Here is a 26,169-nt window from a genome sequence, read left to right on the forward strand (position 1 = left end):
CGGGGTCTGTTGGCGCGCAGCATCGAGCGACGCGCCGGCTATGCGATTACTGCGGGTCCTTGACGATGGCCACGGCGGTACCGTTGTCCAGCTTGAGCTGGCCGGAGGTCACCACTTCTTCGCCGGCCTTCAGGCCCTCGAGGATCACCACGTTGCCTTCGCGGCGTTCGCCGGTCTTCACGAAGCGGCGTTCGACTTCCAGCCTCGGTGCGTCTCCGGCCTTGGCCTCTGCGGCTTTCTCTCCGTCCTTGGGCTTGTGCGGCACCACCACGTATACCGAGTTGCCATACAGGGTGAAGGCCACGGCGGTTTCCGGCACCACGACGCGCGGCGCACTGTCGGGCAATTGCACTTCCAGGTTGGCGAACATCCCCGGCAGCAGCTTGCCCTCCGGGTTGGCCATGCTGGCGCGGACCAGCAGGTTGCGCGTCTGGTTGTCCACGCGCGGGCTGATGGCGTCTATCTGCGCGTCGAAGCTCTGGCCCGGATAGGCTGCCACGCGCACCACCACCTTCTGCCCGCGCTTGAGCAGCGGGAAGTCCTGTTCGGGCAGGAAGAAGTCCACTTGAAGGGTGGAAAGGTCCTGCAGGGTGACGATCTCGGTGCCGGGGGAAACGTAGTCGCCCACGTCCACCTGGCGGATGCCGATGGTGCCGGAGAACGGCGCGAGGATGCGCTTCTTCGCCAGCGCCGCCTTGAGCTGCGCGACGGTGGCGGTGGAGCGGTTCAGCTGGGCGGCGAGGCGGTCGTACTCGCTCTTGGAGATAGCCTGGCGGCCCACCAGGCTCTTGCCGCGCTCGTACTCGACCTGGGCCAGCCCCAGGTCTGCCTCGGCGGTGCGCAGGGTGGCCTGCTCGACGTCGGATTCCAACTGCACGACCGGCTGGCCGACCTTGACCTTGTCGCCGGAGACGAACTGCACGGCGCTCACAGTGCCGGAGACTTCCGCAGTCAGGGTCACGCCCTGGATCGCGCGCAGGGTGCCGATGGCTGCCAGGCGGCTCTGCCAGTCGCGTTCTTCGGCGTGGGTCGCGTTCACGCTCACCGGCGGGCGGGGAGCCGAGAACATGGCGATCTGTTGGGTGATGGAGAGGTATTTCGAGCCGGCGAGCACCGCAACGATGACGGCAACTACGCCCAGCATGATCAGCATGCGGCGCAACATCTTCCTGTTCCTTGGTACGTGCCTGGCAGCTATCGAGCGCGATCGCTCGCCCACTATTGGCCGGGCGGCCTTCCGTTCGCGCAGATGTCGATCAGGCTCTGAAGCCTATACGTGGGACGCCCCATTGCGGGGCGCAATTGCGCACCTTATTCCTGAATCGGTGGCGAGTCAAAGGGCCGCGTTTACAAGACGTTTCCCGCTGAAACTGAAGGGTTTACGAGAAATGCGCGCTGAATCGGTGCAAATCTGGATGCAGCGCGCGGGCCGTTATCAAGCCAGGTGCAGGTGGTTGTCCCAGAAGGCCGGCGGCAGGTCCAGCGGCGTGCCGGCGATGCGTTCCTGGCGGCAGTCGTAAATGCGGCAGCGGCCCTGGCCGGAGGTGACGACGAAGCCGTCTTTCACCGCGCCGACGCCGGCGCAGTCGGGCAGCGGCGCGTCCAGGCGCACGGCGCCGGAGTCCAGGTCCCAGATGAAGAAGCGGTTGCCACGCGGCGCGGTGAGGGCGACCAGGCGCAGCTCGTTGTGCACGGCGACGCTGGCGGTGTACTGGGTCATCGCCAGGCGCTGCTCGTCGGCCAGCGGGAAGGGCTGGAAGGCCTCGCCGGGGCGCTTGATGGCGAGCAGGTCGGCGCGGTCGTGAGCATCGCCCATATACTGTTGACCGGCGACGATGGTGCCGTCCCCGGCGATGGCCAGGTGGCGCACGCTGTTCATCTGCTGCGGCAGGGTTTCCTTGGAGATCAGCGAGCCGTCGCGGCGCATCAGCACCAGGCTCGGCTCCATGGCGTCGAGGTTCATTTCCACGCGGCTTTCGGCTTCGGTACGGATACCACCGTTGGCCACCACCAGCGTTTCGCCATCGGGCATCCAGGACACCTGGTGCGGGCCGAGGCCGTGGGTGGAAATCTCGCCGGTGTGGCTCAGGCGTTCACCGTCGAAGTGGTACACACCGAGCATCCCGCGGCCCGGATCGGTGGTGTCGTTCTCCGTCGCGTAGAGCCATTCGCCGTCCTTGTGCCACACGCCGTGGCCGTAGAAGTGGCGGTCGGCCTGCGAGTCGAGGGTCTGCAGCAGGCGGCCGTCGTTCAGGTCGATCAGGTAGCTCTGCCGGCCCGGCCGGCGGGCGACGAACAGCGCCAGTGGCAGCTCGGGATGCTGCACCACGTCGTGGCAGCGCAGGCCGACTTCGGTGGCGAAGGCGCAGCTGCCGTCCAGGCGATAGCCCACGGCGTAGTGCTTGCCATCCGCGTCGTCACGGGCGGACAGCACCAGGGGCTCCTTGCCCTTGCGTGACAGCGTCCAGCCGCCGAAGGTCAGGGCACCGAGCAGCAGGCTGCCCAGGCCGATCACGTGACGTCGCAACATGGCGTTCACCTCTATCACTTCTCGTATTCCATCGGTCTTGCGAGCTAGAGCCAGGTTAGGCGGAAAGGTGCGGCGAATGCGGAGTTGGCTCCAGCCAATGAGCAATTCGACGTATTTTCCAACGACACCTGGCCGACGCGCAGCAGACCGAATCAGTCGCCGTCGTTGGCGTTGAACCCCAGCTGTACGCCGAGGGCTTTCGCCAGGTCGCTTTCATGCAGGCGGTGGACGACGTTGAGGCTGTCGTACAGCTCGTTCAGTTGCTTGATGCCGGCATCGTCCTTGAGCAGTTCGCTGAGCGGGGTGTTGATCGCCTTCAGCCTGCCATGAACGTCGGCGTAGGCCGCGTCGATCTTGCCGGCCAGCTCTTTCTGCTCGGCCGGCAGCAGGGCGCGCAGGCCCTTCTTGTCGGTGCCGTCCCACAGCGCCTGGGCGCCGGTCAGGCTGGAGTCCAGGCTCGCCAGCGACATGTCGCTGCGCCAGCCTTCGGCCTGGAACGGCTGCGGGATGCCCTTGCTCTGGCGACCCAGCGGGGTGCCGAGTTTCTTCTTCAGCATGTCCAGCGCGGTGACCTGCACGCGCAGCAGTTCGGCGATGGCCTCGTGAGCGTCAGCGTAGCGGTCGTTGGGGAACTTGGAGAGCTGGGCGAGCATGCCGCCGTCCTGCTTCCACTGCGCCAGGATGTTCTCCGCCAGGGCTTGCTGGTGGCTGCCGATGGCTTCCAGCAGCGGGCAGTAGCGCGCCTTGGTCTCGGCGTTGGCCAGGTCGATCTTGGCGTCGTAGAGGATGTATTCGTAGGCGGTCAGGCCCTGGACCACGACGCTGGATTTATCCAGGGTCGCCGGGGAAATCGCGTTGCCGCTGCTCAGCAGTTGCTCGACCTGGCGCGCCACGAGGTTCTTCTTGTCCGGCCAGAACTGCACCTGCCAGGAACGGTTGCCTTCGGCCAGTGGGCCGACCAGCAGCGGCTGCAGCTCGGCCCAGGCCTTCTGGGCGGCCATGAAGTCGGCGCGGGCCTTGCTCAGGTCTTCCTTGCCCTGGCAGTAGGCCAGGGCGCTGGCGGCCAGCGCGCGGTCGGCGTCGACCCAGCGGCTGTAGGTCGGCAGGATCACCTGCTGGGCCAGCGTGGCGCTGGTGGTCGCCTGCGGATCGGTGGGCGAGCAGGCGCCCAGGGCGATGGCGAGGCTGGTGATCAGAAGTCGGGGGCGGAACATGGTGGGCTCGGCTCCTTAGAGTGAGTTCAGGAACGCCAGCAGGGCGTCGCGCTGCCCGGCGTCGAAGTTCAGTACGCGTTGCTTGGCCGCTTCGGCTTCGCCGCCGTGCCAGAGCACGGCTTCGAGCAGGTTGCGGGCGCGGCCGTCATGCAGGAACTGGGTGTGGCCGTTGACCGTTTCGGTCAGGCCGATGCCCCACAACGGCGCGGTGCGCCAATCGCGGCCGCTGGCGAGAAATTCCGGGCGATTGTCCGCTAGTCCCTCGCCCATGTCATGCAGCAGCAGGTCGCTGTACGGGCGGATGACCTGGTTGGCCAGTTCGGGCTCGGCGGCGTTCGGCCCGGTGGTGAATTTGGGCGTGTGGCAACTGGCGCAGCCGGTGTCGAAGAACAGCCCCTTGCCGGTCAGCACCTGTGGGTCGTCGACCTTGCGCCGCGCCGGTACCGCGAGGTTGCGGGCGTAGAAGGCGACCTGGTTGAAGATGTGCTGGCTGACTTCCGGCTTGCCGCCGTCGATGGCGCTCTTGCAGTCGGTCTGCGCCGCCGTGCAGTCGTCGCTGGGCAGCAGATCGCTGGTCAGGCCCATGTCGCCGGAGAAGGCGTGGGCGTTCTGCTGGGCGACGTTGGGCTGCCCGGCCTTCCAGCCGAAGCGGCCGAGGACGGTCTGTTGCGTGGCATCGTCCCAGACGCGGTTCGGTCGGCCATGGATGCCATCGCTGCCTTTGGCCTGCTGCTCGGCGTTGGCGAGGATGTCCGCCTCGCTGATGGACTCCAGCAGGCCCAGGCCGATCATCGGCGGGGCGATGCGCGCGGAGAACATCGTGTCCGCGTGCATCGGGCCGTAGCCCAGGTCGCTGATGCGCAGTTTCGGCTTGCGCAACTCGACCACGGTGCCGTCCTTGAAGGTCACCGGCACCGCGTCGTACTCCACGCGGACCTTGCCTTCGGGCGCCACGCCGGGGATCGCCGAGTCCTGGAACTGGCCGCCGTACACCGGCTCGGGCACCACGCCCAGGCGCTTGATGGTTTCGGCGTCGGCGGAGCCGGCGGGGATCGACAGGCGTACCAGCATCGATACGGCGTTGACGTCGTTCAACTCCGGAGGATGGCCGCGGCCGTCCTTGATGTGGCAGTTCTGGCAGGCGTTGGTGTTGAACAGCGGGCCGAGGCCGTCGCGCGCGGTGGTGGTGGTCGGCGCGATCACCCAGGGATTGCGGAAGAAGCTGTTGCCCACGGCGAAGTCCAGGCGGCGGCTCGGCGTGAGGTTGGCCGAGGGCATGGAATAGGCGTTGCGGTCGCTCTGCTTGACCGTGGTGGCGCCGCCGGAAAGCGCTTCGCCAGGTTCGCTCACGGCGTGCTGGGAGGTCTCCGGCTTGCACGCGGCAAGGGCGAGGGCAGTCAGCAGCGGCACGAGGTGCAGGGCGGTACGGCGGTGGAGCATCGACGGGTTCCAGAGCGGTGACATGGCAGCGCGCCATGTTATCAGGGGCGTCAAATGCAAATATGAAAAATTTGTATTTGCGAACGACATCGTTTGCCGCCCGGAAACGACAAAGCCCCGCAGTGCGGGGCTTTGCCTTTGCCATTTCAGTAGCTGCGGCCTGGAGCCGCAGTCACTTCAGGACGCGCGGATCAGAACTGGTGATCGGCGTTGTCCGGCTTCAGGTCCTGCACGCCGACCGCGGTAGCGGCCTTCTCGATGGCGCCGGTCTGCTTGACCAGCGAGGCGATGGCGTCGCGGATCTTCTGCTGATCGTCCTTGTCTTCCGGAGCGATCATCTGGTCGAAGTGCACACCGTCCTTCTCGGCACGGTCGACGATGACCTGCATCTTGGCTTCGGTGTTGGCCAGGTCATTCTTCAGATCGGTATCGGCGGCGGCGTCAGCCTTGGCGACCAGGTCGGACAGGCTCGGGCCCTTCACGACGCTGCCGTCGGTGCGCTTGTATTCGCCCAGGTAGATGTTGCGGATGGACTTGGCGTTGAAGAACAGGGTGTTGTGGGTGTTGTCGCTGAAGCAGTCGTGCTCGTCTTCGGTGGAGTTGGCTTCCAGCGCGACTTTCATGCGCTCGCCGGCCAGCTCGCCGAGGGACAGGGAGCCCATGCCGAAGAACATCTTGCGCAGATTGTTCTCGGCGGTGTCGGCCTCGACCTTGGCGCGGTAGTTGTCGGCGACGCCGGACTTGAAGTTGCCGTGCATTTCTTCCAGGTCGGAGACCAGCAGGTCGGTGACGGCCTTCAGGTAGGCAGCGCGACGGTCGCAATGACCATTGGTGCAGTCCTTGCCCTGGGCGTAGTCGGTGTACTTGCGATCGCCGGCGCCCGGCTTGGTGCCGTTGAGGTCCTGGCCCCAGAGGAGGAATTCGATGGCGTGGTAGCCGGTGGCGACGTTGGCTTCGGAACCGCCCAGCTCGTTCAGGCCCTTGAGCTTCTCGCCGGTGATTTCCTTGACGTCGATCTTGTCTTCGCCGACCTGGATCTCGGTGTTGGCGATGATATTGGCGGTGGCGCCGGCGTTGCCTTCGGCGTGCTGGTAGTCCTTGGCGACGTAGTCGATCAGGCCTTCGTCCAGCGGCCAGGCGTTAACCGCGCCTTCCCAGTCGTCGATGATCGAGTTGCCGAAGCGGAAGGCTTCGCTCTGCGAGTAGGACGGGCGGGAAGCGATCCAGGCTTCGCGGGCGGCCTTCAGGGTTTCTTCGCTGGGCTTGGCGATCAGCGCGTCGACGGCGGTCTGCAGGGCCTTGGCGGTGGTCAGGGCGTCGCCGTAGGTGGCTTCGGCGATGTCCAGGTAGTTCTTCACCACGGCCTTGACCGCGGCCTCGTCGACCTTGGCAGCCGCTGCCGGGGCAGTGCTCTGGGTGCTGGCAGCCGGCGCGGCGGCGGGGGCTTCGGCTTTCTTGTCATCGCCGCAGCCGGCGAGGGAAATGGCGATGGCGAGCAGGCTGGCAGTGGCCCAGGGCATACGAGTCATGACGGGTTCCTTTGCATGGAGAGGAGGCGCACGAAAAAGGACTGCGCAAGAAAATCCGCAACATAATGCGAAAGATTTGCATTTTTGAAAAGAGAGATCGCTGGCGCCATTCGCCGCGGGGCCAGTAAGTTGCCACCAGAGCGGCCGCTCGCGGGAGTATCACGTGATTTAAGCGGGAGGCCGTTGTAGGGCGAAAAACACCTCTGGCGTTATCCACCGACATTGGAAGCGCAGCCGCCGGATAAAGCGTTCCGCGTTGTGCGCCCTACGGTAAGGCGGAGTCAGTGACGTTCGACGGAACCGTTGGAGTTGCCGCCGGCAGCCTCGGCCAGGCGCCGCGCCTGCTTGAGGTAGAGGGTCAGCTCGCGCGCCGGCAGCGGCTTGCTGTAGAGGTAGCCCTGACCTTCGTGGCAGCCCTGGGCGATGATGTAGGCCTCCTGCTCGACGGTCTCCACGCCCTCGGCGATCACCTGCATGCCCAGGCTCTTGCCCAACTGGATGATGGCGCGAACGATGGTGGCGTCGTCGTCGTCCAGCAGCAGGTCCTGGACGAAGCTCTTGTCGATCTTGATCTTGTCCAGCGGCAGGCTCTTCAGGTAGCTCAGCGAGGAGTAGCCGGTGCCGAAGTCGTCGATGGCGATCAGGGCGCCGGCACGGCGCAGGCTGAGCAGGTGCTGGGCGGCAGTGGAGATGTCCTCCATCAGGCCGGTCTCGGTGACCTCCAGTTCCAGCGAGCGCGGCGGCAGGCGGTGCATCTGCAACAGGTTGCTGACCACGCGCGGCAGGGCGTTGTGGCGCAACTGCACGGTGGACAGGTTGACTGCCAGGCGCAGGTCGTCGAAGCCCTGGTCGTGCCACTCGCGCAGTTGGCGGCAGGATTGGTCGAGCACCCATTCGCCGATGCTGAAGATGCTGCCGTTCTGTTCCGCCAGCGGGATGAACAGGTCCGGCGCGACCCAGCCCTGGGTCGGATGCTGCCAGCGCAGCAGCGCCTCGACGCCGACCACGCGGTGATCGCGGTAATCCACCTGCGGCTGGTACACGAGGTGCAGTTCGTTGCGCGCCAGGGCTTCGCGCAGGTCCTTCTCCAGTTCGCGGCGGCGGCGCATCTCACTGTCGACGCTGGCGATGTAGAACTGGTAGCGGTTGCGCGAGCGGCTCTTGGCCAGGGTCATGGTCTGTTCGGCTTTCTGCAGCAGCTTCTCGGTGGTCTCGCCGTCCTCGGGGAACAGGGTGATGCCGATGGTGGCGCGCAGGTGGACCAGGTGCTGGTCCAGCTCGAAGGGCGCTTCGAGGTCGTCGAGGATCTGCTGGGCGAGCTCCGCTGCTTCGTAGGGCTGCTCGATGTCGGCCTGGACCAGGGCGAACTGGTCTCCACCCAGCCGCGCCAGGGCGCCGAGGTGCGCGCTGCGGGTGCGCAGGCGGTCGGCGAGGGCGATCAACAACTGGTCACCGAACTGGTAGCTGTACTGCTCGTTGATGCCCTTGAAGTCATCCAGGCCCAAGCAGAGCACGGCGACACGGCGCTGCAGGCGCGAGGCGCCTTCGAGGATCTGGTCCAGGCGCTGTTGCAGCAGCTTGCGGTTGGGCAGGCCGGTGAGGAAGTCGTACTGGGAGATGCGCAGCAGGCTGTCTTCGGCCTCGCGGCGCAGGTGGCCGTTGCGCTCGATGGAGGCCAGCAACTGGTTGGCGGTATTCACCCACAGGCCCAGTTCGTCCTTCTCATGGCCGTCGGGCATCGGCAGCTTATGCTGGCTGGGGCGGTCCGGGTTGATCGAGGCCAGGTGCTCGATGATCTTCGACAGCGGCTTGGTCAGCAGCCAGTGGTAGACCATGAACAGCACCAGGCTCAGGGCCATGGCGCGGAGGATGCCGGAGATGAAGATGATCACCGAAGTGGCGACGAAATCGTTGCCGTAGGGCGCGGTGTCGAGGGTGATCTTCAGGTCGCCGTAGTATTCGTTGGAGCCGCCCCGGCCGGCGAGGCGGATGGAGTAGTTCTGCTCGGCGCCGAGGATCGGGTCGGTCAGCCAGCGGGTATTGGAGTCCAGCAGCGGGCGGGATTTTTCCGCCAGCATGGGTTCGTCCGGGTGGCCGATGGCGGCATAGCGCACGGCTTCGTGCTGGAACAGGCCTTCGAGGACCTGCATCGCCATGTCGCGGTCCAGGCTGTAGACGGCCTGGGTGGAAGGGTCGCGGACCATCGCCAGGATGCGCTGGGCGTCGTTGTGTACGTTCTGGCGCGCCTTGTGGGCGTCATAGACGATCTGGGCACAGCTGAGTACCACCCCGACCACGAGGGCCGCGAGCAATACCATTCGCAGCAGCTTGAGGGAGAGGCTGTGCCGGGGATCCAGTTTCAAGGTCTTTCCTTGTTTCTCGCCAGGGGCGAACGACTGGGGCTGAGTATTGGCAATTGGCGCAATGGCGTCAAAGGGCCATCGTTGTGTTTCGTGACTGTACCGGCCTTTCAGGTTAGCCGACACGAAGGCGTTACGCGCCCATTACGAAAAAACCCGGCACGGGGCCGGGTTTTTTCAGATCAATCGGGGTGCGATCAAGCAGCGAACTGCTCGGCCACGAAATCCCAGTTGACCAGGTTCCAGAATGCCTCGACGTACTTCGGACGCAGGTTGCGGTAGTCGATGTAGTAGGCGTGTTCCCAGACGTCGCAGGTCAGCAGCGGGGTGTCGCCGCTGGTCAGCGGGCAGCCGGCGCCGATGGTGCTGGCCAGGGCCAGGGAACCGTCGGCTTTCTTCACCAGCCAACCCCAGCCGGAGCCGAAGGTGCCGATGGAGGTCTTGCTGAACTCTTCCTTGAACTTGTCGAAGGAACCGAAGGCAGCGTTGATGGCGTCAGCCAGGGCGCCGGTGGGCTGGCCACCGCCGTTGGGGCTCAGGCAGTTCCAGTAGAAGGTGTGGTTCCACACCTGGGCTGCGTTGTTGAAGATGCCGCCCGACGAGGTCTTGACGATGTCTTCCAGGCTCTTGCCTTCGAACTCGGTACCCGGAACCAGGTTGTTCAGGTTCACGACGTAGGTGTTGTGGTGCTTGTCGTGGTGGTATTCCAGGGTTTCCGCGGAAATGTGCGGCTCAAGGGCGTTCTTCGCGTAAGGCAGCGGCGGCAATTCGAAAGCCATGGTCTCTCTCCTATCTCACTCAGTCTGGGCTAGCGCGACGAGCGCGCGACCGGTACACGGGGCCGGTTCGATGTTTGTCGCGGCATCCGGGCGTAGCTGCAATGCGCCCCATCAAGAGGCAGGCAGCGCGCCAGTTGCGTCCGGAAGGCTCAGAGCCCGCCGGCGCCGCGAAGGTCGGATCATAGCACCCGACCTGTGGCATATCCACGCAGCAACTGTAGGGGCAAAGGCCCAAGGTCGCGGGCTGCGTGCAATCACTCCACCTTAGACTGACCGGGATGGCGGATCGTCGTTCGGACTATTTTCCCGCGAAGTGCTGGGATCAGGCGGCAAACACCAGTTGCGCGGCCATGCCCAGCATCATCACGGCGACCATCAGGTCCACCAGGCGCCAGGTGGCAGGGCGCGCCAGCCAGGGCGCGAGCCAGGCGGCACCGAAGGCCAGGGTGAAGAACCACAGCAGGGATGCGCTGGCCGCGCCCATGGCGTAGGCGCCGGGGGCGGCCTGCTGGGCGCCGAGTGAACCGATCAGCAGCACAGTGTCGAGGTAGACGTGGGGATTGAGCAGGGTAACCGCCAGCGCGGCCATCAGCACGGTGCGGCGCGAGCGCGGGCCGGTTTCTCCGGCGTTGGCCATGGCCTCGGGTGCGACTGCACGACGCAGCGCCTTGAGGCCGTACCAGACCAGGAAGGTGACACCGCCCCAGCGGGCGATGGCCAGCAGTGTCGGGTTCTCGGCGAGGATCTTCGCCAGGCCGAACACCCCGGCGCTGACCAGGATGGCGTCACAGGCCACGCACAGCGCGGCGACCGACAGGTGATGCTCGCGGCGCAGGCTCTGGGCGAGGACGAAGGCGTTCTGCGCGCCGATGGCGATGATCAGCCCGGCGGCGACCAGGATGCCGTTGAGATAGCTCTGCCACATGATTCAGATCCCTTCCGGGTCGAGCGTGAGCGCGTGCAAGACGTCCAGCGCGCGCGGGCCGTCGGCGTGGGCGACGGTGAGGCCCACCGCCTGCAATGCCGAGTGCACTTCGAGGGTCAGCCACGCGGCGACGTAGTCGAAGGCCAGCCCGGCCTGTTCTGCCTCGGCGCGGGGCAAAATCAGCGTCAACCCTTCGCTTTCACGGAAGCTGCCCAGCGGCTGCAGGCCGGCGGGTATTTGGCCCTCGGGCAAGGTGCAGTAGACGTATTCGCCGTCATTGAGCACCGGGGTCATGTCGCGCAGCAGCGCGGCCAGGGAGGTTTCGCCAGCCATGAGGATCAGTCCGTCGAGTAGGGAGTGCTGGCGATTGTCTGGCTTTCGCGGGTATAAGAAAAACCAATACTGCTGATATCTCATTAGGAAAAATGATCATGTTCGACTACAAGCTGCTTGCCGCCCTGGCCGCCGTGGTGGAACAGGGTGGTTTCGAGCGCGGCGCCCAGGTGCTGGGGCTGTCGCAGTCGGCGATTTCCCAGCGCATCAAGCTGCTCGAGGCGCGGGTCGGCCAGCCGGTGCTGGTGCGCGCGGCGCGGCCGCAGCCGACCGATCTCGGCCAGCGCCTGCTCAACCATGTGCAGCAGGTGCGCCTGCTGGAGGGCGACCTGCAGCAATCGGTGCCTGCGCTGGACGACGGCGCTGCGCCCGAGCGCCTGCGCCTGGCGCTGAACGCCGACAGCCTGGCGACCTGGTGGGCGCAGGCGGTCGGGGACTTCTGTGGCGAGCGCCATGTGTTGCTGGACCTTGTCGTCGAGGACCAGGAAGTCGGCCTCAAGCGCATGCGCGCCGGCGAGGTGGCCGGTTGTGTCTGTGCCAGCCCGCGCCCGGTGGCCGGCGGGCGCTGCGAGGCATTGGGCGCCATGCGCTATCGCGGGCTGGCCAGCCCGGAATTCATTGCCCGGCATTTTCCCAAGGGAGTGAAGCCCGAAGGGCTGGTGCGCGCCCCGGCCATCGTCTACGGGCCGGACGATCAACTGCAGCACCGCTACCTGAAGGACCTGGGCGTCGATGGTCACTTCAGCTACCACCTGTGCCCGTCTTCCGAGGGCTTCGTGCGCATGACCAGCGGCGGTCTCGGCTGGGGCCTGGTGCCCGAGCAGCAGGTGCGCGGCGAGCTGGAACGCGGTGAGCTGGTGGACATGCTGCCGGGGCGGGTGATCGACGTTCCGCTTTACTGGCACCACTGGCGCAACGGCGGCGAACTGCTCGCCGCGCTGACCCGGCACCTGCTGGCGAAGGCGCCGGGGCTGATGGTGCCGATCAGCCGCGAATGACGATGCTGCCGCTGCCCGGCAACTGCTCGATGCAGCGCGCGCCGAAGAGCTTCGACGGTGTGAAGTAGCCGACGCTGGTGGGATTGGCCAGCAGATGGCGCACCGCGAAGAGCACGCCGTGGATGGTCACGTCATAGCCGTTGGCCGTTTCCAGGCGCGCCGTGCAGCGTTCGCCACGGGCATTGCGCACTTCGCCCCAGACCCAGGTGCGCAGCTTGCCGCGCGCCACTTCGTCCGGGCCGTGGACGCGCTTGTCCACCTGCTCCTTGAGCCAGTTCTGCACGCGGTCGCGGCCCAGCAGTGGGCGCAAGCTGTCCATCACGCGCATGCCGATGGCGGCGGCGGGCGGCACCGGCAGGTACACCTCGATGTCGCCGATGCCGGTGGAGTAATAGGCTGTCGCCACGTCGCCCCAGGGAATGGTCACGGCATGCTTGAGGCCGCGGCCGAAGTCGATGTCGCGGCGCTTGTAGCCCAACGGCACGTCGCGCAGGCGGCCGGCTTCGCGCACCTTGCCGCCCAGCTTGAGGCCTTCGACGGTGGTCTTGGCGGTACCCGGCGAAAGGCCGCTGCCGCTGTCGAAGCCCAGCGCCAGGGATGTGGCGTCGGGCATGGCTTCCTTGAGGCAGGCGGCGACGCAGTCGGTGGGGATCACGTCGAAGCCGACGCCGGGGCAGATCGCCACGCCTGCCGTGCGCGCCACTTCGTCGAGGCCGTGGGCGTATTCGAAGACGGATATCTCCCCGGTGATGTCGACGTAATGGGCGCCGCTGGCGATGCACGCTTCGATCATCGGCGCGGCGGTGGCGGAGAAGGGGCCCGCGCAGTTGGCGACCACGGCGATATCTTCCAGCGCAGCCAGGGCGGCGGCGCTGTCGTTCAGGTCGAACACCCGGCACTCCAGTCCCAGCGAACTGCCCAGCGCATGCAGGCTGGCCGGGTTGCGGCCGCCGAGGATCGGCGTCAGGCCTTCGCGTTGCGCCTGCTCGGCCACCAGCCGGCCGGTGTAGCCGTTGGCGCCGTAGATCATCCAGTGGGACTTGCTCATGATGTGGCCTCGTGGATACGCGTGAGTGCCTCAAGGGTAGTCGCAACTACCCCCGGCATGTCGCCGATCTCAAGTCGTGCAACCCTGCCGGCTCGCGGCGGTCTGCAAGGATTCGTTTCTGGCGTGCAAGGCCAGAGTGGTAGCGTGCGGCGGCTGATAGAGTCGCCGGAAACAAAAACAGGAGTGGCGTGCATGAAGATTCTGGTCACCGGAGCCAGCGGGTTCATTGGCGGGCGTTTCGCTCGCTTCGCCCTGGAGCAGGGGCTGGCGGTACGGGTGAACGGACGCCGCGAGGAAGCGCTGCAGCCGCTGGTGGCGCGTGGCGCGGAGTTCATGGCCGGCGACCTGTCGGACCCGGCGCTGGTGCGCGCGCTGTGCAGCGACGTCGACGCCGTGGTGCATTGCGCTGGTGCGGTCGGTGTGTGGGGCAGCCACGAGTACTTCCACCAGGCCAACGTGGTGATGACCGAGGCCATCGTCGAGGCGTGCCTGAAGCAGAAGGTCCGCCGTTTGGTGCACCTGTCCTCGCCATCGATCTATTTCGACGGCCAGTCCCATGTCGGCATCAATGAAGAACAGGTGCCCAAGCGCTTCGCCAACCATTACGGCTCGACCAAGTATCAGTCGGAACTGGTCGCCCTCGGCGCCCAGGAGTTCGGCCTGGAAGTGCTGGCGCTGCGCCCGCGCTTCGTCACCGGGGCCGGCGACACCAGCATTTTCCCGCGGATGATCGCCGCGCACCGCAAGGGCCGCCTGCGCATCATCGGCCAGGGCCTGAACAAGGTGGACTTCACCAGCATCCAGAACCTCAACGACGCGTTGTTCTCCAGCCTGATGGCCGGCGACGCGGCGCTCGGCCAGGCCTACAACATCAGCAACGGGCAGCCGCTGCCGTTGTGGGACGTGGTGAACTACGTGCTGCGCCGACTGGACATGCAGCCGGTGGAGCGGCACATGCCCTACGGGTTGGCGTACAACCTGGCGCTGATCAACGAGGGCGTGTGCAAGGTCCTGCCCGGTCGCCCGGAGCCGACCCTGCATCGCCTGGGCATGGCGGTGATGGCCAAGGACTTCTCCCTGGATATCTCCCGTGCGCGCCAGTACCTCGACTACGACCCGCAGAACAGCCTGTGGGATGCGCTGGACGAGTTCTGTGACTGGTGGCGGTTGCGCGGCATGTAGAGGCGCGCTCCTGCGAGAGCCTTCTCTGCCTAGCGTGGTGCGCGAGCACCGCCACGCAGTGGGCCGGAATACTGTTGCTCACCGCCGCCCTGCATTGGCAGGAAGCTCGGCTCCTGCACCAGGCGCGGTAACTGTATGCCGCTCAGCTCGCTGAGGCGCTCGCCCAACTGGCGGGTCTCCTCGCAACTGGAATCGGCACAGGCGCGCAGCATTCGCTCGATGGCATCGCTCTGCTGGTACTGGATCTCCAGCGCCTGTTCTTCACGCAGACGGCGGCGCAATTCGCGCATGCAATCCAGGATGGCCTTGTTGAGTTCGATCACCCGACTTCCTCCCCCGCGAAGGGCGCCAAAGCGGCGCCAAGTATCGGGAGCAGGAGCAAGGGGCGTGCCACGATGTTGCAAAGCCACTATTGGCGGGTCGCCTGGGGAACTGCGCCCTCCGTCACGGGTCTTCTGTGCGCCGACGAGGTGCGTGACGCCCTGTGATGGCACGCTGCTCCCAGGCTGCTCTCAGAGTCATGCGAACGGATATACTGCGCCCTGCGCAGGCAACACGCCGCTTCATCCCCACAGGTTCATTCCATGCGTAATGACACGTTCGACGAATTCGATGATGTGCCCCACCTTTCCACCGACGCCGCCGACCGCGACGAATTCGGCCATCACCCGCGCCGTGTGGTCGAGCCCAGCGGACGTCCGCTGCCCTCGCCGGTGAAACGTGGCGGCGGGACCGGTGCGCTGTGGGCGCTGGTCGCAGCCATGGCCATCGCCCTGGCCGGTGTGGGCTGGTGGAGCCACCAGCAACTGCTGCTCATGGAGCAGCAACTGATCGCCACCCAGGAAAGCTTCGCCAAGATCAGCGAGGAGGCCGCCGGGCGCCTGGACGACATCCGCGGCAAGTTCGTCGCCAACGAATCCAATGGCATGAGCGACCGCGAAGCGCTGAAGCTGCAGGTCAAGCAACTGCAGGGCCGCCTGGCCGAGCAGGCCAAGGCGCAGCAGATTTCCCTGTCGGAATTCGACGGCGCCCAGGGCAAGCGCCTGGCGCAGATCAGCGACGACCTCAAGGCGCAACAGGAAAGTGCCGCGCAACTGATGGCCCAGCTGGACGCCAAGCTCAAGACCATTTCCGACGAGCAGGCCAAGTTCAAGAACGTGCAGGCCGACCTCGCCGCCGCCAACCAGCAGATCCAGGCGCTCAACACGGAAATCGCCAACCTGAAGAAGGACGGTAGCCAGTCCAAGGCGATCAAGAGCCTGCAGGACGACCTTTTCGTGCTGCGCTCCGAAGTCGATGGCCGCCAGGGCCAGGCCAACAGCGATACCAAGGAGTTCGATGTATTCCGCATCCAGGTGATGCGCAACATCAACACCCTGCAGCAGCAGATGCAGAACCTCCAGCAGCAGATCAGCACGCGCTGAACCGCGGTCTGAAAAAGGCCCCCGCACCGAACGGTCCGGGGGCTTTTCATTGGCCATCCCTCTTTGGGAGTAGTCACGGCAATTCTTGTCTTGAATCAGTTTCAGGCCGGGCTTCGAAGCGAATAATCGCTAACAAATGAGAGTTATTCTGATTCTCCCCTTGTTCGATCATTCGCCCGGAGGCTTTCCATGCACGATCTTCAAGCGCAACGCCGGTATCGCATCGCGGGGTACCGGCCCGGGATCGGCGCCGCCTTCCGCCAGCGTCTGTTCTCCATGGGGCTGCTGCCAGGTGCCGAGCTGAAGGTTCGCCGCGTGGCGCCGCTGGGCGATCCGGTGCAGGTGGATACCCGCCAGTGCAGCCTGGTCCTGCGCCGCCGCGATCTGGCCTTCCTCCAGCTCGAAGCGCAGGACTGATCGACCCATGGATGAACTGCGCATCGGTTTGATCGGTAACCCCAACGCGGGCAAGACCACCCTGTTCAACCAGCTCACCGGCTCGCGCCAGCGCGTGGGCAACTGGGCCGGGGTGACCGTCGAACGCAAGGAAGGCAGCTTTCGCACCGCGCGGCACAGCGTGCGCCTGGTGGACCTCCCCGGCACCTATTCGCTGACCACCTTGTCGACCCAGGCCTCGCTGGACGAGCAGATCGCCCGGCGCTGCATCGTCGATGGCGAGGTGGATGTGCTGGTCAACGTGGTGGACGCCACCAACCTCGAACGCAACCTCTACCTCACCGTGCAGCTGCGCGAGATGGGGCTGCCCTGCGTGGTGGCGCTGAACATGCTCGACATCGCCCGTACCCAGGGCCTGAACATCGACCGCGAGGCGCTGGCGCGGGAATTGGGCTGCCCGGTGGTGCCGCTGGTGTCGACTCGCGGCGAAGGCATCGACGCACTGAAGGAGGCCATCGACAGCCTGGGTGTACAGCAACCGCTGCAGGTGCCGTATCCCGCCGCGCTGCGGGACGCCGTCACTCAACTGCTACCGGCCGACGCACCGCCGGCCCACACCTGGATGGCCCTGCTGGCGCTGGAAGGCGACTTGCACAGTGCCAGCCAGCTCAAGCTCGACCCGACGAGCCTGCTGGCCGCGCGTGACGCGATTCGTTGCGCCTGTGGAGAGGACCCGGAACTGCTGCTGGTGGACGCGCGCTACCGGCTGATCGGCGAACTCTGCGAGCGCGCCAGCAACCACCGTGAGGCCGCGCCGCATCGCTTGACCCAGATGCTGGACAGCATCGCGCTGAACCGCTGGCTGGGCATCCCGGTGTTCCTCTTGGTGATGTACCTGATGTTCTTTTTCGCCATCACTCTGGGCGGGGCGCTGCAGCCGATCTTCGACCAGGGCTCCTCGGCGCTGTTCATCGACGGCATCCAGTGGCTGGGCGCGCGCAGCGGCGCACCGGACTGGTTGACCGCGCTGCTGGCCCAGGGCCTGGGCGGTGGCATCAACGCGGTGCTGCCGCTGATCCCGCAGATCGGCCTGATGTACCTGTTCCTCGCCCTGCTGGAAGACTCCGGCTACATGGCTCGCGCGGCCTTCGTCATGGACCGCCTGATGCAGGCCCTCGGCCTGCCGGGCAAATCCTTCGTGCCACTGATCGTCGGTTTCGGCTGCAACGTGCCGTCGATCATGGGCACCCGCACCCTGGATAACCCGCGCGAACGCCTGATGACTTCGATGATGGCGCCGTTCATGTCCTGCGGCGCGCGGCTGGCGATCTTCGCGGTATTCGCCGCGGCCTTCTTCGGCCAGAACGGTGCGCTGGCGATCTTCTCGCTGTACCTGCTGGGAATCGTCGTGGCGGTTCTTACCGGGCTGCTGCTCAAGCACACGCTGATGCGCGGCGAGGCCTCGCCCTTCGTCATGGAACTACCGCTTTACCACGTGCCGCACCTGCGCAGCCTGCTGCTGCAGACCTGGACGCGCCTGCGTGCCTTCATCGTCCGCGCCGGCACCGTGATCATCCTGGTCAGCCTGGTGATCGGCGGGCTGAACAGCGTCACCCTCGATGGCCGCCCGGTGCAGGGCGACATCGCCGACTCGGCGCTGTCGAGTCTCAGCCACAAGGTCACGCCGCTGCTGGCGCCCATGGGCGTGCACCCGGACAACTGGCAGGCCACCGTTGGCCTGGTCACCGGCGCGCTGGCCAAGGAAGTGGTGGTCGGAACACTCAACACGCTCTACACCGCCGAGCACATCCAGGGCGAAGCGTTCGACGCCGACGGCTACGACCTCTGGGCCCAGTTGAAGCAGGCCGGGGCGGATACGCTGGACAGCCTGCGCGACTCGTTTAGCCTCAGCGTGTTGGCCAACCCGGTCGCCGCGAGCATGGCAGACGGCGAGATGGAAGAGGGCTCCATGGGCACCTTCGCTGCCAAGTTCGGCAGTCCGTTGGCCGCCTACAGCTACCTGGTCTTCGTGCTGCTCTACGTGCCCTGCGTGGCGACCCTTGGAGCGCTGACCCGCGAAAGCGGCCGCGGCTGGATGACCTTCTCGGTGCTCTGGGGCCTGAACGTCGCCTACTCGCTGGCAACCCTCTGCTACCAGGTGTTCAGCTTTGCCGAGCATCCGCAGTACAGCGCGGTGGCCATCGGCCTGGTGCTGGTGTTAAACCTGGTGCTGTTCCTCATCCTGCGCTGGGTCGGTCGGCGCGGCCTGGAACTGAATGGCGAGCGTGAACTGCGCGCCACTCCGGCCGGGAGCTGCCACTGATGACCTCGGCAATCGCAGTGCGTAACCTGCTGGGTGAGATGGGCGAGGCGGATGTGCCGACTCTGGCTCAACGCCTCGGCGCTTCGAAGGCTCTGCTCGAAGCCCTGCTGGAGCGCTTGCTGGCGATGGGCGTGGTGGAAAAGGTCGCGTCCGAGCCGGCGGCCTGCGGGAGCTGCAAGGGATGCGCGGAGACGACGCCGTGCTCGACGACAGGGTATCGGTTGTCGTCGAGAAACACTGTTGCGCCACTGCGCTGGAGCTCTGTGTAGGGCGTATAACCCGGAACGGGTTATACGCCGCAATGGCGGATAACGCCTGAGGCCTTATCCGCCCTACGAATTGGCACCGGCATGGAAAACGGGCGCCTTCGCAAGAAGGCGCCCTTTTCGTTGGCGCTGGTACCGGCGCTTACAGGCGCGGGTAGTCCAGGTAGCCGACCGGGCCTTTGCCGTAGAAGGTTTCCGGGTGCGGCTCGTTCCAGGCGGCGCCTTTCTGCAGGCGGGTTACCAGGTCCGGGTTGGCGATGAACGGGATGCCGAAGGCCACGGCATCGGCCTTGCCGCTTTCCAGCCACTCGGTGGCGGTTTCCTGGGTGAAGCGCTCGTTGGCGATGTACACGCCGCCGAAGATTTCCTTCAGTTTCGGGCCGATGCTGTCGTCAGCGGCCTTCTCGCGGGTGCAGATGAACGCCACGCCGCGCTTGCCCAGCTCGCGGGCCACGTAGCCGAAGGTGGCCAGCGGGTCGGAGTCGCCCATGTCGTGGGAGTCCATGCGCGGAGCCAGGTGCACGCCGACACGGCCGGCGCCCCACACGCCGATCACGGCGTCGGTGACTTCCAGCAGCAGGCGCGCGCGGTTCTCCACGGAGCCGCCGTACTGGTCGGTGCGCTGGTTGGTGCTGCTCTGCAGGAACTGGTCGAGCAGGTAGCCGTTGGCGCCGTGCACTTCCACGCCGTCGAAACCGGCGGCCTTGGCGTTTTCCGCGCCGATGCGGTAGGCCTCGACGATGTCGGCGATCTCTTCGGTTTCCAGGGCGCGCGGGGTGACGAACTCCTTGATCGGACGCACCAGGCTGACATGGCCGGCCGGCTTGATCGCACTCGGCGCCACCGGGGTTTCACCGTTCAGGTACAGCGGGTCGGAGATGCGGCCGACGTGCCACAGTTGCAGGAAGATGCGGCCGCCATTGGCGTGCACGGCCTTGGTGACGTTGGTCCAGCCGCGCACCTGGTCGTCGGACCAGATGCCGGGAGTGTCGGGGTAGCCGACGCCCATCGGGGTCACCGAGGTGGCCTCGCTGAGGATCAGGCCGGCGTCGGCGCGTTGGGTGTAGTACTCGGCCATCAGCGCGTTGGGTACGCGGCCTTCGTCGGCGCGGCAGCGGGTCAGTGGGGCCATGATGATGCGGTTGGGCAGTTCCAGGTCACCGATGACGATGGGATCGAAAAGCGTAGTCATTGCATTACTCCGGGGCATGAGGGTGGAGGTTCAATCGAGGACGGTTTGTGTCTGGTTGGGCTTGCCGCCGAACGCGATCATCACCGCGATCAGCGCGAGTACGGAGAGCACGGCGCCGGCCAGGGGCACGCGGGTCAGGCCCAGGCCGTGGTCGATGACGCTGCCGCCGACCCAGGCGCCGATGGCGTTGCCGACGTTGAAGGCGCCGATGTTCAGGGTGGCGACGAGGTTGGGCGCGGCGCCGCCGACGCGGACCACGTTGACCTGTAGGGCGGGCACCGCGGCGAAGGCGGCAGCGGCCCAGATGAACAGGGTGATTTCGGCCGGGATCAGCGCGGCGCTGGTCCAGCTCAGCACAGTGGAAACCACCGCCATGGTGGCGAACACGCCGGCCAGGGTGGTGCCCAGGCGCCAGTCGGCGAGGCGGCCGCCGATGATGTTGCCCAGGGTCAGGCCGAGGCCGATCAGTACCAGGCTCCAGGTGATGCCGCGCGGCGAAACCTCGGTGACTTCGCCGAGCAACGGCGCGACGTAGGTGAACAGCGCGAACACCGCGGCGGAGAACAGTACGGTGGTGCCCAGCGCCAGCCACAGCGGGCCGTTGCGCAGCGCGGAGACTTCCTTGCGCATGTCCACCGCTTCTTCATCGTGTTGCTTGGGCAGCACGCGCCACAGGCTGATCAATGCGATGACGCCGATCAGCGTGACTGCCCAGAACGGCGAGCGCCAGCCGGCGACCTGACCCAGCGCAGTGCCGGCCGGAACGCCGAGCACGTTGGCCAGGGTCAGCCCGGTGAACATCAGCGCCACGGCGGAAGCCTTGCGGTTGGCCGGTACCAGGCTGGCGGCGACCACCGAGCCGATGCCGAAGAAGGCGCCGTGGCACAGCGCAGTAATGATCCGCGCCAGCATCAGCAGGCCGTAGTTGGCGGCCACGGCGCAGAGCAGGTTGCCGAGGATGAAGATGCCCATGAGCATCAGCAGCGCGGTCTTGCGCGGCAGGCGGGCCGTGAGCAGTGCCATGATCGGCGCGCCGATGGCGACACTGAAGGCATAGCCGCTGACCAGCCAGCCGGCGGCCGGAATAGAGACGGACAGGTCGCCCGCGACCTCGGGCAACAGGCCCATGATCACGAATTCCGTGGTGCCGATGGCAAACGCGGACAAAGCGAGGACGAGAAGCGAAGTGGGCATGCGCCTGCTCCTGGAAAGTAAAAATTGTCTTGGCTGGCAGTAGCCGGTCAAACCCGTCCTGAATCTGCTGCGCGTCGGCATAGCTGCGTTGAAAACAGACTCGGAATGCTCATTTACCGCTTGTAAACTGTGCTTCTTCGTCTGTTTTCGCCTTGCTCTGCTCTAGCTCGCAAGATTCTGAACGGGTTTGTTACAGCGCTTCGCTCAGGTGGCGAACAAAGGCCTGGATGGTTTCTTCGTTGCGTTTGAAGAAGTTCCACTGGCCGACTTTTCGACTGGTCACCAGGCCCGCGCGCTGGAGGGTGGCCAGATGCGCGGAAACGGTGGATTGCGACAGACCGGTACGCTGGTCGAACTTGCCGGCGCAGACGCCGATCTCGAAGGATTGGTGTTCCTGCTCGACGAAGAATTTCTCCGGGTCCTTGAGCCAGTGCAGCATGTCGCGTCGCACCGGGTGGGCCAGGGCCTTGAAGATTTCGTCGAGGTCGAGAGTGTGTTGTTCAGTCATGGGCGTATCGGTCTATCGCGTTGGGACGAACTATATATCGGTCAAAAACGATATGAATTCGTTTGGCGCGATAGTAATGATCACCGCCCGTGATAATAGGGGCGGGCTACCGTGGGAGCGTGCTCCGTCCGCGATGGTTCCGCCTCTGCTCCGTGCCGCTTTTAGTCGGTGCGGGGGGCGACCAGTCCTTGCTCGCGAACCGAGACTGCTCGGGGCCAATAGGTTCGCGAGCAAGCTCGCTCCTACAGCAGAGCATCGGTACGCGCTAAGCTCATCTCATGAACTACCTCGCGCATCTCCACCTGGGCGGCGACCGGCCCGCCCAACTGCTCGGCAGCCTTTACGGCGATTTCGTCAAAGGCCCGCTGGCCGGGCAGTGGCCCGCTGAAATCGAGGCGGCTATCCGCCTGCACCGGCGCATCGACGCCTTCACCGACAGTCATCCCTTGATACACAGTGCCAAGTCGCGCTTCCCCAGTGAGCGCCGACGCATGGCCGGCGTGCTGCTGGACGTGTTCTACGACCACTGCCTGGCCCGCGACTGGGAGCGTTTCTCCGGCGAGCCGCTGGAGCAGTTCACCCAACGGGTCTACGGTGTACTGGGCCGCACGCCCGGCCTGCCGGAGCGTCTGGCGCGCATTGCACCGCGCATGGCCGCGCAGGACTGGCTCGGCAGCTATCGGCAGTTCGAGGTGTTGCAGGACGTTGTCTCCGGCATGTCCCGGCGCCTGTCGCGGCCGTCCCTGCTGGATGGCGCCTGGGAGGAGCTGGATCGTCTTTACGAGCCATTGAGCAGCGACTTCCGTGAGTTCTATCCCGAGCTTCAGGAGTTCGTCAGAAATCCGCCGAAATCGATGGACGGTCCGGCCTGACTTGATATGCGTCAACCGGCCGGCGGCCCATAGCGTGTGCAATAGACACATCTGAAGGACGACGAGAGGAGCAGCATGATGAAGTCGTTAATGGTCGCAACGGATCTGTCTGGCCGTTCCGAAAAGGCTTTGCACCGTGCGGCGGCGCTCGCCAAGCGCTACGCCTGTCCCTGGACCGTGCTCTACGTGGTCGATGAAGACCAGCCATCGGCGCTGGTCGAGCAGGAAGTCACCCAGGTGCGCCTGATGCTCGAAGCGCGGCTTGTGGAACTCACCGAACTGGGCGGCACCTGCCCGAAACTGCTGGTGGAGCGCGGCGATCCGAATCAGCAGATCCTCGCTGCGGCGAAGAAGCAGAACTGCGAGATGCTGGTGATGGGAGCCCACCGCAAGAGCGTGCTGCGCGACATCTTCGTCGGCACCACGGTGGAGCGAGTACTTCGCGCCGGGCAACTGCCGGTGCTGGTGGTCAACCAGCCCGCCGGCGGCCAATACCGCGACCTGCTGGTCGCCCTCGATACCTCGCCGGCTTCGGCCCATGCGGTGGAAGTGGCCGATGAACTGGGCCTGCTCGAAGGTGCCGTGCGCCGGGGTGTCTACGCCTTCAGCCCGCTGGCCAAGGGCATGATGCAGTACTCCGGAGTGAGCGAGGAGCGCATCGACGAATTTGTCGGCAGCGAGTCGCGCCAGGCGGTGGACGAGTTGAAGAAGTTCCTCCATGACCAGCACCTGGAGGAGCACATCGATGAACAACTGGTGGCCGTCGGGTTGCCGGGCAACGTGTTGCAGCGGATGGTCGACAAGCATCGGCCGGATCTGCTGGTCATGGGTACTCGGGGTATGGGCGGAATCAAGCGTGCCCTGATCGGCAGTGTTGCCGACTACGCTCTGCGCGAACTGGATTGTGACATCCTGGTCGTGCCGCCGGAGGCTTGAGCCTGCGGCGTCTGGAGACTGTTTTCAGGCTGCGTCGGGCGACTCGAGGGTGCCGCCCGGCGCAGTTTGAAAGCCGTTTCGTCAGAGTGGGAACCCGCCGGCCGTAGGTTACGGCGGGCTCCAATCCCTTCCCTTGTCAGCGAACGTCAGGCCGCAATGGCCGCCTCTTCCTGCGCTTCACACACCACTGCACGGATTGCCGCGTGCGCTTGCCTGGCCAGCAGGTTGCGGTCCTGGTGGGCGCTGGACAGCGCCGGCAAGAAGTGGATTTCCGCGACTCCCTGATCATTGTCGAACAGCCGCTTCAAGTGGCTGACCAGATCATCGTCACCGATGAAGGGCGCCAGCTCGCACGCCTGCCCGTTGCGCCGGTAGCGTAGCGCCACCGGCTGCACCGGCACGCCGGCCTCGATGGCGCTGGCCATCAGCCGGCCGTGGAAGGTACGCAGGCCCTGGCCGTCGGTGGTGGTGCCTTCGGGGAAGACCAGCAGGGAACGGCCGCGCGCCAGGTGCGTGGCCAATTGCGCGTTGATCATTCGGGCATCGCCAGAACCCCGGCGGATGAACAGCGTGCCGGCCTTTTCCGCCAGCCATCCGGCGACCGGCCATTGGCGCACTTCGGCCTTGGACAGGAAGGTCAGCGGCAGCAGCGCACCGAGCAGCGGGATATCGACCCAGGACACATGGTTGGACACCCACAGCATCGGCTGGCCGGGTAGCTCGCCGTGCACCTTCACCTTGAAGGGCAGGGCAGCCGTCAGGCGCGCCAGGTACCAGCAGGTCAGGCGCTGGCGCAGGGGCATCCAGTCGCGGCCGGGCAGGCGCTCCAGCAGGCTGACGAAGGCAGCCAGCACCAGGCCCACCGTCAACACCAGCAGCAGGCGTGCAACGCGCAGCCAGGCGCGCAGGCTGCGCATCAGACCGCAGCCTTGAAGTGGCGGGCGTAGCGCGGGCAGAGTTCGTCGCGCTTGAGCAGGATGAACACGTCGGCGACGCCGAAGTCCGGGTCCCAGCAGGGCTCGCCGCAGATCTTCGCGCCCAGGCGCATGTAGGCCTTGAGCAGCGGCGGCAGCTCAGCGGTGAGGTTGTCCGGCACGTCCAACTGCGGCAGCGGAGTTTTCGGCTCGGCGCGCAGGTTCTGCTGGCACAGGTAGCGGTCACGCAGGCGCTGCATCACCGCGCGGGCCTGAATGCCGCCGTCGCGCATGGGGATGCTGGCGCAGCCCATCAGGTAACGGTAGCCGCCTTCATTCAGCACCTCGGCCAGCTCGCTCCAGAGCACGGCGATGGTGCCGCCATTGCGGTAGTCCGGGTCGACGCAGGTACGGCCGATTTCCAGCACCGGGCCCTGCAGGTTGTCCAGGCCGTCGAGGGCGAATTCCTCTTCGCTGTAGAAGCGGCCCAGGCGCTGTGCGGCACGGTGGTCGAGCAGGCGGGTGGTGGCCACCAGCGCGCCGGTGTTGAGGTCGCGCACGCCGATGTGGGCGCAATGGCGGTCGTAGTCGTCCATGTCCAGCCCCTGGTCCGCGCCCTTGAGTTGGGCGTCGAATTCGCTGCTGAACACGCGGTAACGCAGGGCCTGGGCTTCGCGCAGGGCGCGGGCGCCGCGCAGACGCACGGCCTTGAGACGGCGCTGCGCCGGGGTGTCACAGGAGAGGGCGATCTGACTCATGCGAGTGCCTCCGTGAACCGGCCATGCGGGTTGCGGCCGGTCGGCTTTGTTGTGCAAGCTCAGGCTAGGAATGACCGGTGTCACGCCCATGACGGTGCGGTGATGCTTGTATGACAAGAACAACGACCTCGAAGGAAGGAGCGCCGCGATGCCCTGGAAATGCCTGTTCGGCCCGCAGGACCGATTGCCGCCCGGCCTGGCCCTGGACGACTGGTACGCCGAACTGCTGGGACGCGCCGGCCATAGCGGCAGCTTCGAGCTGGCAGTGCTCGGCGGGCGCCTGGCGACCTCACCGGGGCTGGCCTTCCTCGCCGGTTACCAGGCGGCCCTGCGCGCGCTCTGGCCGGCGGCCCCGCTCAGCCTCGGCGCGCTCTGCGTGACCGAGAAGAAGAGCGTGCGCCCCGCCGACCTGCAGACCCGCCTCGACGGTCTGGTGCTGCACGGTCGCAAGGACTTCGCCACCGCCGCCGACAGCGCCGCGTGGTGGCTGGTCGCCGCGCGTGACGAGGACGAGGGGCAGCCTCCGCGCATCGCCATAACCGTGGTGCAGGCCGGCGCCCCCGGCGTGAAGCTGGAGGCGCTGCCGGCCCTGCCGCTGCTGCCTGACATCCCCCACGCCCGCCTGCTGCTCGACGGCGCCCATTGCGAACGCCTGCCCGGCGATGGCTGGGAGGCCTACAGCAAACCTTTCCGCACCCTGGAAGATACCCATGTGCTGGCGGCGATCTGCGCCTGGCTCTACGGCCTGGCGCTGGATAAACAGTGGCCGGCGGAGCTGGGCCTGCGCCTGACCGGTGTGCTGGCCGGCTGCGCGGAAGTCAGCCGGCAGCCGGCTTCGCAACCGGAAACCCACCTGCTGCTGGCCGGTGTGTTCAGCCAGTTCGAAAGCCTCGCTGCGACGCTGGATGCCGCCTTCGCCTCGGGCGACCCGGAGCTGGCGGCGGTCTGGAGACGCGACAAGAGTGTGCTCGCCATCGCCGGCGCCGCCCGGGCCAAGCGCCTGGAGAAAGCGAGGGTGGCAATAGGCCTTGACCCACGTCAGTGAGGG

General features: G+C 66.1%; 25 protein-coding genes. 9 read left to right on the top strand and 16 right to left on the bottom strand.

Annotation, left to right across the window (positions count from 1 at the left end; all coding sequences use genetic code 11):
- Positions 1–46 precede the first annotated feature (46 nt).
- From GJV37_RS00225 to GJV37_RS00265, 9 genes are all read right to left on the bottom strand, one after another.
- Complete coding sequence (locus GJV37_RS00225) at positions 47–1,165, bottom strand: efflux RND transporter periplasmic adaptor subunit (RefSeq protein ID WP_170859794.1); 1,119 nt, start codon at positions 1,163–1,165, stop codon at positions 47–49.
- Between the two features lie 270 nt (positions 1,166–1,435).
- Positions 1,436–2,530, bottom strand: a complete 1,095-nt coding sequence (locus tag GJV37_RS00230; RefSeq protein WP_193452061.1) for a DUF1513 domain-containing protein — start codon at positions 2,528–2,530, stop codon at positions 1,436–1,438.
- Between the two features lie 152 nt (positions 2,531–2,682).
- Positions 2,683–3,744 (bottom strand): imelysin family protein, encoded by a 1,062-nt coding sequence (locus GJV37_RS00235; RefSeq protein ID WP_193452062.1) that lies wholly within the window; start codon positions 3,742–3,744, stop codon positions 2,683–2,685.
- A gap of 15 nt (positions 3,745–3,759) precedes the next feature.
- Positions 3,760–5,184, bottom strand: a complete 1,425-nt coding sequence (locus GJV37_RS00240; protein WP_170859808.1) for a di-heme oxidoreductase family protein — start codon at positions 5,182–5,184, stop codon at positions 3,760–3,762.
- Positions 5,185–5,375: 191 nt separating this feature from the next.
- Entirely contained in the window at positions 5,376–6,713 is a 1,338-nt protein-coding gene (locus tag GJV37_RS00245) for an imelysin family protein (RefSeq protein WP_024762589.1), read from the bottom strand.
- A 281-nt stretch (positions 6,714–6,994) separates the two neighbouring features.
- Positions 6,995–9,076, bottom strand: a complete 2,082-nt coding sequence (locus GJV37_RS00250; protein ID WP_024762590.1) for a putative bifunctional diguanylate cyclase/phosphodiesterase — start codon at positions 9,074–9,076, stop codon at positions 6,995–6,997.
- A gap of 194 nt (positions 9,077–9,270) precedes the next feature.
- Entirely contained in the window at positions 9,271–9,852 is a 582-nt protein-coding gene (gene sodB / locus GJV37_RS00255; protein ID WP_024762591.1) for a superoxide dismutase [Fe], read from the bottom strand.
- A 322-nt stretch (positions 9,853–10,174) separates the two neighbouring features.
- Positions 10,175–10,777 (bottom strand): LysE/ArgO family amino acid transporter, encoded by a 603-nt coding sequence (locus GJV37_RS00260; RefSeq protein ID WP_037009461.1) that lies wholly within the window; start codon positions 10,775–10,777, stop codon positions 10,175–10,177.
- A 3-nt stretch (positions 10,778–10,780) separates the two neighbouring features.
- The gene (locus tag GJV37_RS00265) at positions 10,781–11,110 is read right to left on the bottom strand and encodes an ACT domain-containing protein (RefSeq protein ID WP_170859791.1); all 330 of its coding nucleotides are present in this window, start codon (positions 11,108–11,110) and stop codon (positions 10,781–10,783) included.
- 92 nt (positions 11,111–11,202) lie between these two features.
- Between GJV37_RS00265 and GJV37_RS00270 the strand changes: the two genes are divergently transcribed.
- Positions 11,203–12,108 (top strand): LysR family transcriptional regulator ArgP, encoded by a 906-nt coding sequence (locus GJV37_RS00270; RefSeq protein WP_170859790.1) that lies wholly within the window; start codon positions 11,203–11,205, stop codon positions 12,106–12,108.
- Here GJV37_RS00270 and GJV37_RS00275 read toward each other — a convergent pair.
- Positions 12,095–13,156 (bottom strand): saccharopine dehydrogenase family protein, encoded by a 1,062-nt coding sequence (locus GJV37_RS00275; RefSeq protein ID WP_193452063.1) that lies wholly within the window; start codon positions 13,154–13,156, stop codon positions 12,095–12,097. The genes GJV37_RS00270 and GJV37_RS00275 overlap by 14 nt on opposite strands.
- Positions 13,157–13,348: 192 nt before the next feature.
- Here GJV37_RS00275 and GJV37_RS00280 point away from each other — a divergent pair, with 192 nt between their 5' ends.
- Positions 13,349–14,338 (top strand): NAD-dependent epimerase/dehydratase family protein, encoded by a 990-nt coding sequence (locus GJV37_RS00280; RefSeq protein ID WP_024762596.1) that lies wholly within the window; start codon positions 13,349–13,351, stop codon positions 14,336–14,338.
- 29 nt (positions 14,339–14,367) lie between these two features.
- Here the strand turns inward: GJV37_RS00280 and GJV37_RS00285 are convergent, their stop codons facing one another.
- On the bottom strand, positions 14,368–14,658 hold the full coding sequence (locus GJV37_RS00285; protein ID WP_037009468.1) for a hypothetical protein: 291 nt from the start codon (positions 14,656–14,658) through the stop codon (positions 14,368–14,370).
- 264 nt (positions 14,659–14,922) lie between these two features.
- Between GJV37_RS00285 and GJV37_RS00290 the strand changes: the two genes are divergently transcribed.
- The 4 genes from GJV37_RS00290 to GJV37_RS00305 all read left to right on the top strand — a co-directional run bounded on the left by GJV37_RS00290 (position 14,923) and on the right by GJV37_RS00305 (position 18,750).
- The gene (locus GJV37_RS00290; RefSeq protein ID WP_193452064.1) at positions 14,923–15,762 is read left to right on the top strand and encodes an ATPase; all 840 of its coding nucleotides are present in this window, start codon (positions 14,923–14,925) and stop codon (positions 15,760–15,762) included.
- A gap of 189 nt (positions 15,763–15,951) precedes the next feature.
- Positions 15,952–16,179: a ferrous iron transporter A gene (gene feoA / locus GJV37_RS00295; protein WP_024762599.1), complete on the top strand. Its 228-nt coding sequence runs from the start codon at positions 15,952–15,954 to the stop codon at positions 16,177–16,179.
- A 7-nt stretch (positions 16,180–16,186) separates the two neighbouring features.
- Positions 16,187–18,481: a Fe(2+) transporter permease subunit FeoB gene (gene feoB, locus GJV37_RS00300; protein WP_193452065.1), complete on the top strand. Its 2,295-nt coding sequence runs from the start codon at positions 16,187–16,189 to the stop codon at positions 18,479–18,481.
- Positions 18,481–18,750, top strand: a complete 270-nt coding sequence (locus tag GJV37_RS00305; protein ID WP_024762601.1) for a FeoC-like transcriptional regulator — start codon at positions 18,481–18,483, stop codon at positions 18,748–18,750. Before feoB ends, GJV37_RS00305 begins: the two co-directional genes overlap by 1 nt.
- A gap of 139 nt (positions 18,751–18,889) precedes the next feature.
- Here GJV37_RS00305 and GJV37_RS00310 read toward each other — a convergent pair whose 3' ends face one another.
- From GJV37_RS00310 to GJV37_RS00320, 3 genes are all read right to left on the bottom strand, one after another.
- Positions 18,890–19,939, bottom strand: coding sequence for an alkene reductase (locus GJV37_RS00310; protein ID WP_024762602.1), 1,050 nt, complete (start codon positions 19,937–19,939; stop codon positions 18,890–18,892).
- A 30-nt stretch (positions 19,940–19,969) separates the two neighbouring features.
- Positions 19,970–21,133, bottom strand: coding sequence for an MFS transporter (locus tag GJV37_RS00315; protein ID WP_024762603.1), 1,164 nt, complete (start codon positions 21,131–21,133; stop codon positions 19,970–19,972).
- A 190-nt stretch (positions 21,134–21,323) separates the two neighbouring features.
- On the bottom strand, positions 21,324–21,641 hold the full coding sequence (locus GJV37_RS00320) for an ArsR/SmtB family transcription factor (RefSeq protein ID WP_024762604.1): 318 nt from the start codon (positions 21,639–21,641) through the stop codon (positions 21,324–21,326).
- A 278-nt stretch (positions 21,642–21,919) separates the two neighbouring features.
- Between GJV37_RS00320 and GJV37_RS00325 the strand changes: the two genes are divergently transcribed.
- Positions 21,920–22,513, top strand: a complete 594-nt coding sequence (locus GJV37_RS00325; protein WP_024762605.1) for an acyl carrier protein phosphodiesterase — start codon at positions 21,920–21,922, stop codon at positions 22,511–22,513.
- A 75-nt stretch (positions 22,514–22,588) separates the two neighbouring features.
- Positions 22,589–23,449, top strand: coding sequence for a universal stress protein (locus GJV37_RS00330; protein WP_226045570.1), 861 nt, complete (start codon positions 22,589–22,591; stop codon positions 23,447–23,449).
- Positions 23,450–23,595: 146 nt separating this feature from the next.
- Here the strand turns inward: GJV37_RS00330 and GJV37_RS00335 are convergent, their stop codons facing one another.
- Both GJV37_RS00335 and olsB read right to left on the bottom strand, forming a co-directional pair.
- Complete coding sequence (locus tag GJV37_RS00335; RefSeq protein WP_193452066.1) at positions 23,596–24,366, bottom strand: lysophospholipid acyltransferase family protein; 771 nt, start codon at positions 24,364–24,366, stop codon at positions 23,596–23,598.
- Complete coding sequence (olsB, locus tag GJV37_RS00340) at positions 24,366–25,121, bottom strand: L-ornithine N(alpha)-acyltransferase (protein WP_038803564.1); 756 nt, start codon at positions 25,119–25,121, stop codon at positions 24,366–24,368. Before olsB ends, GJV37_RS00335 begins: the two co-directional genes overlap by 1 nt.
- 148 nt (positions 25,122–25,269) lie before the next feature.
- On the opposite strand from olsB, the gene GJV37_RS00345 reads away from it, so the two are divergent.
- On the top strand, positions 25,270–26,166 hold the full coding sequence (locus GJV37_RS00345) for an acyl-CoA dehydrogenase middle domain-containing protein (RefSeq protein ID WP_193452067.1): 897 nt from the start codon (positions 25,270–25,272) through the stop codon (positions 26,164–26,166).
- Positions 26,167–26,169 lie beyond the last annotated feature (3 nt).

This window comes from Pseudomonas nitroreducens (assembly GCF_010994165.1).
GTDB classification, from domain to species: Bacteria; Pseudomonadota; Gammaproteobacteria; order Pseudomonadales; family Pseudomonadaceae; genus Pseudomonas; species Pseudomonas nitroreducens.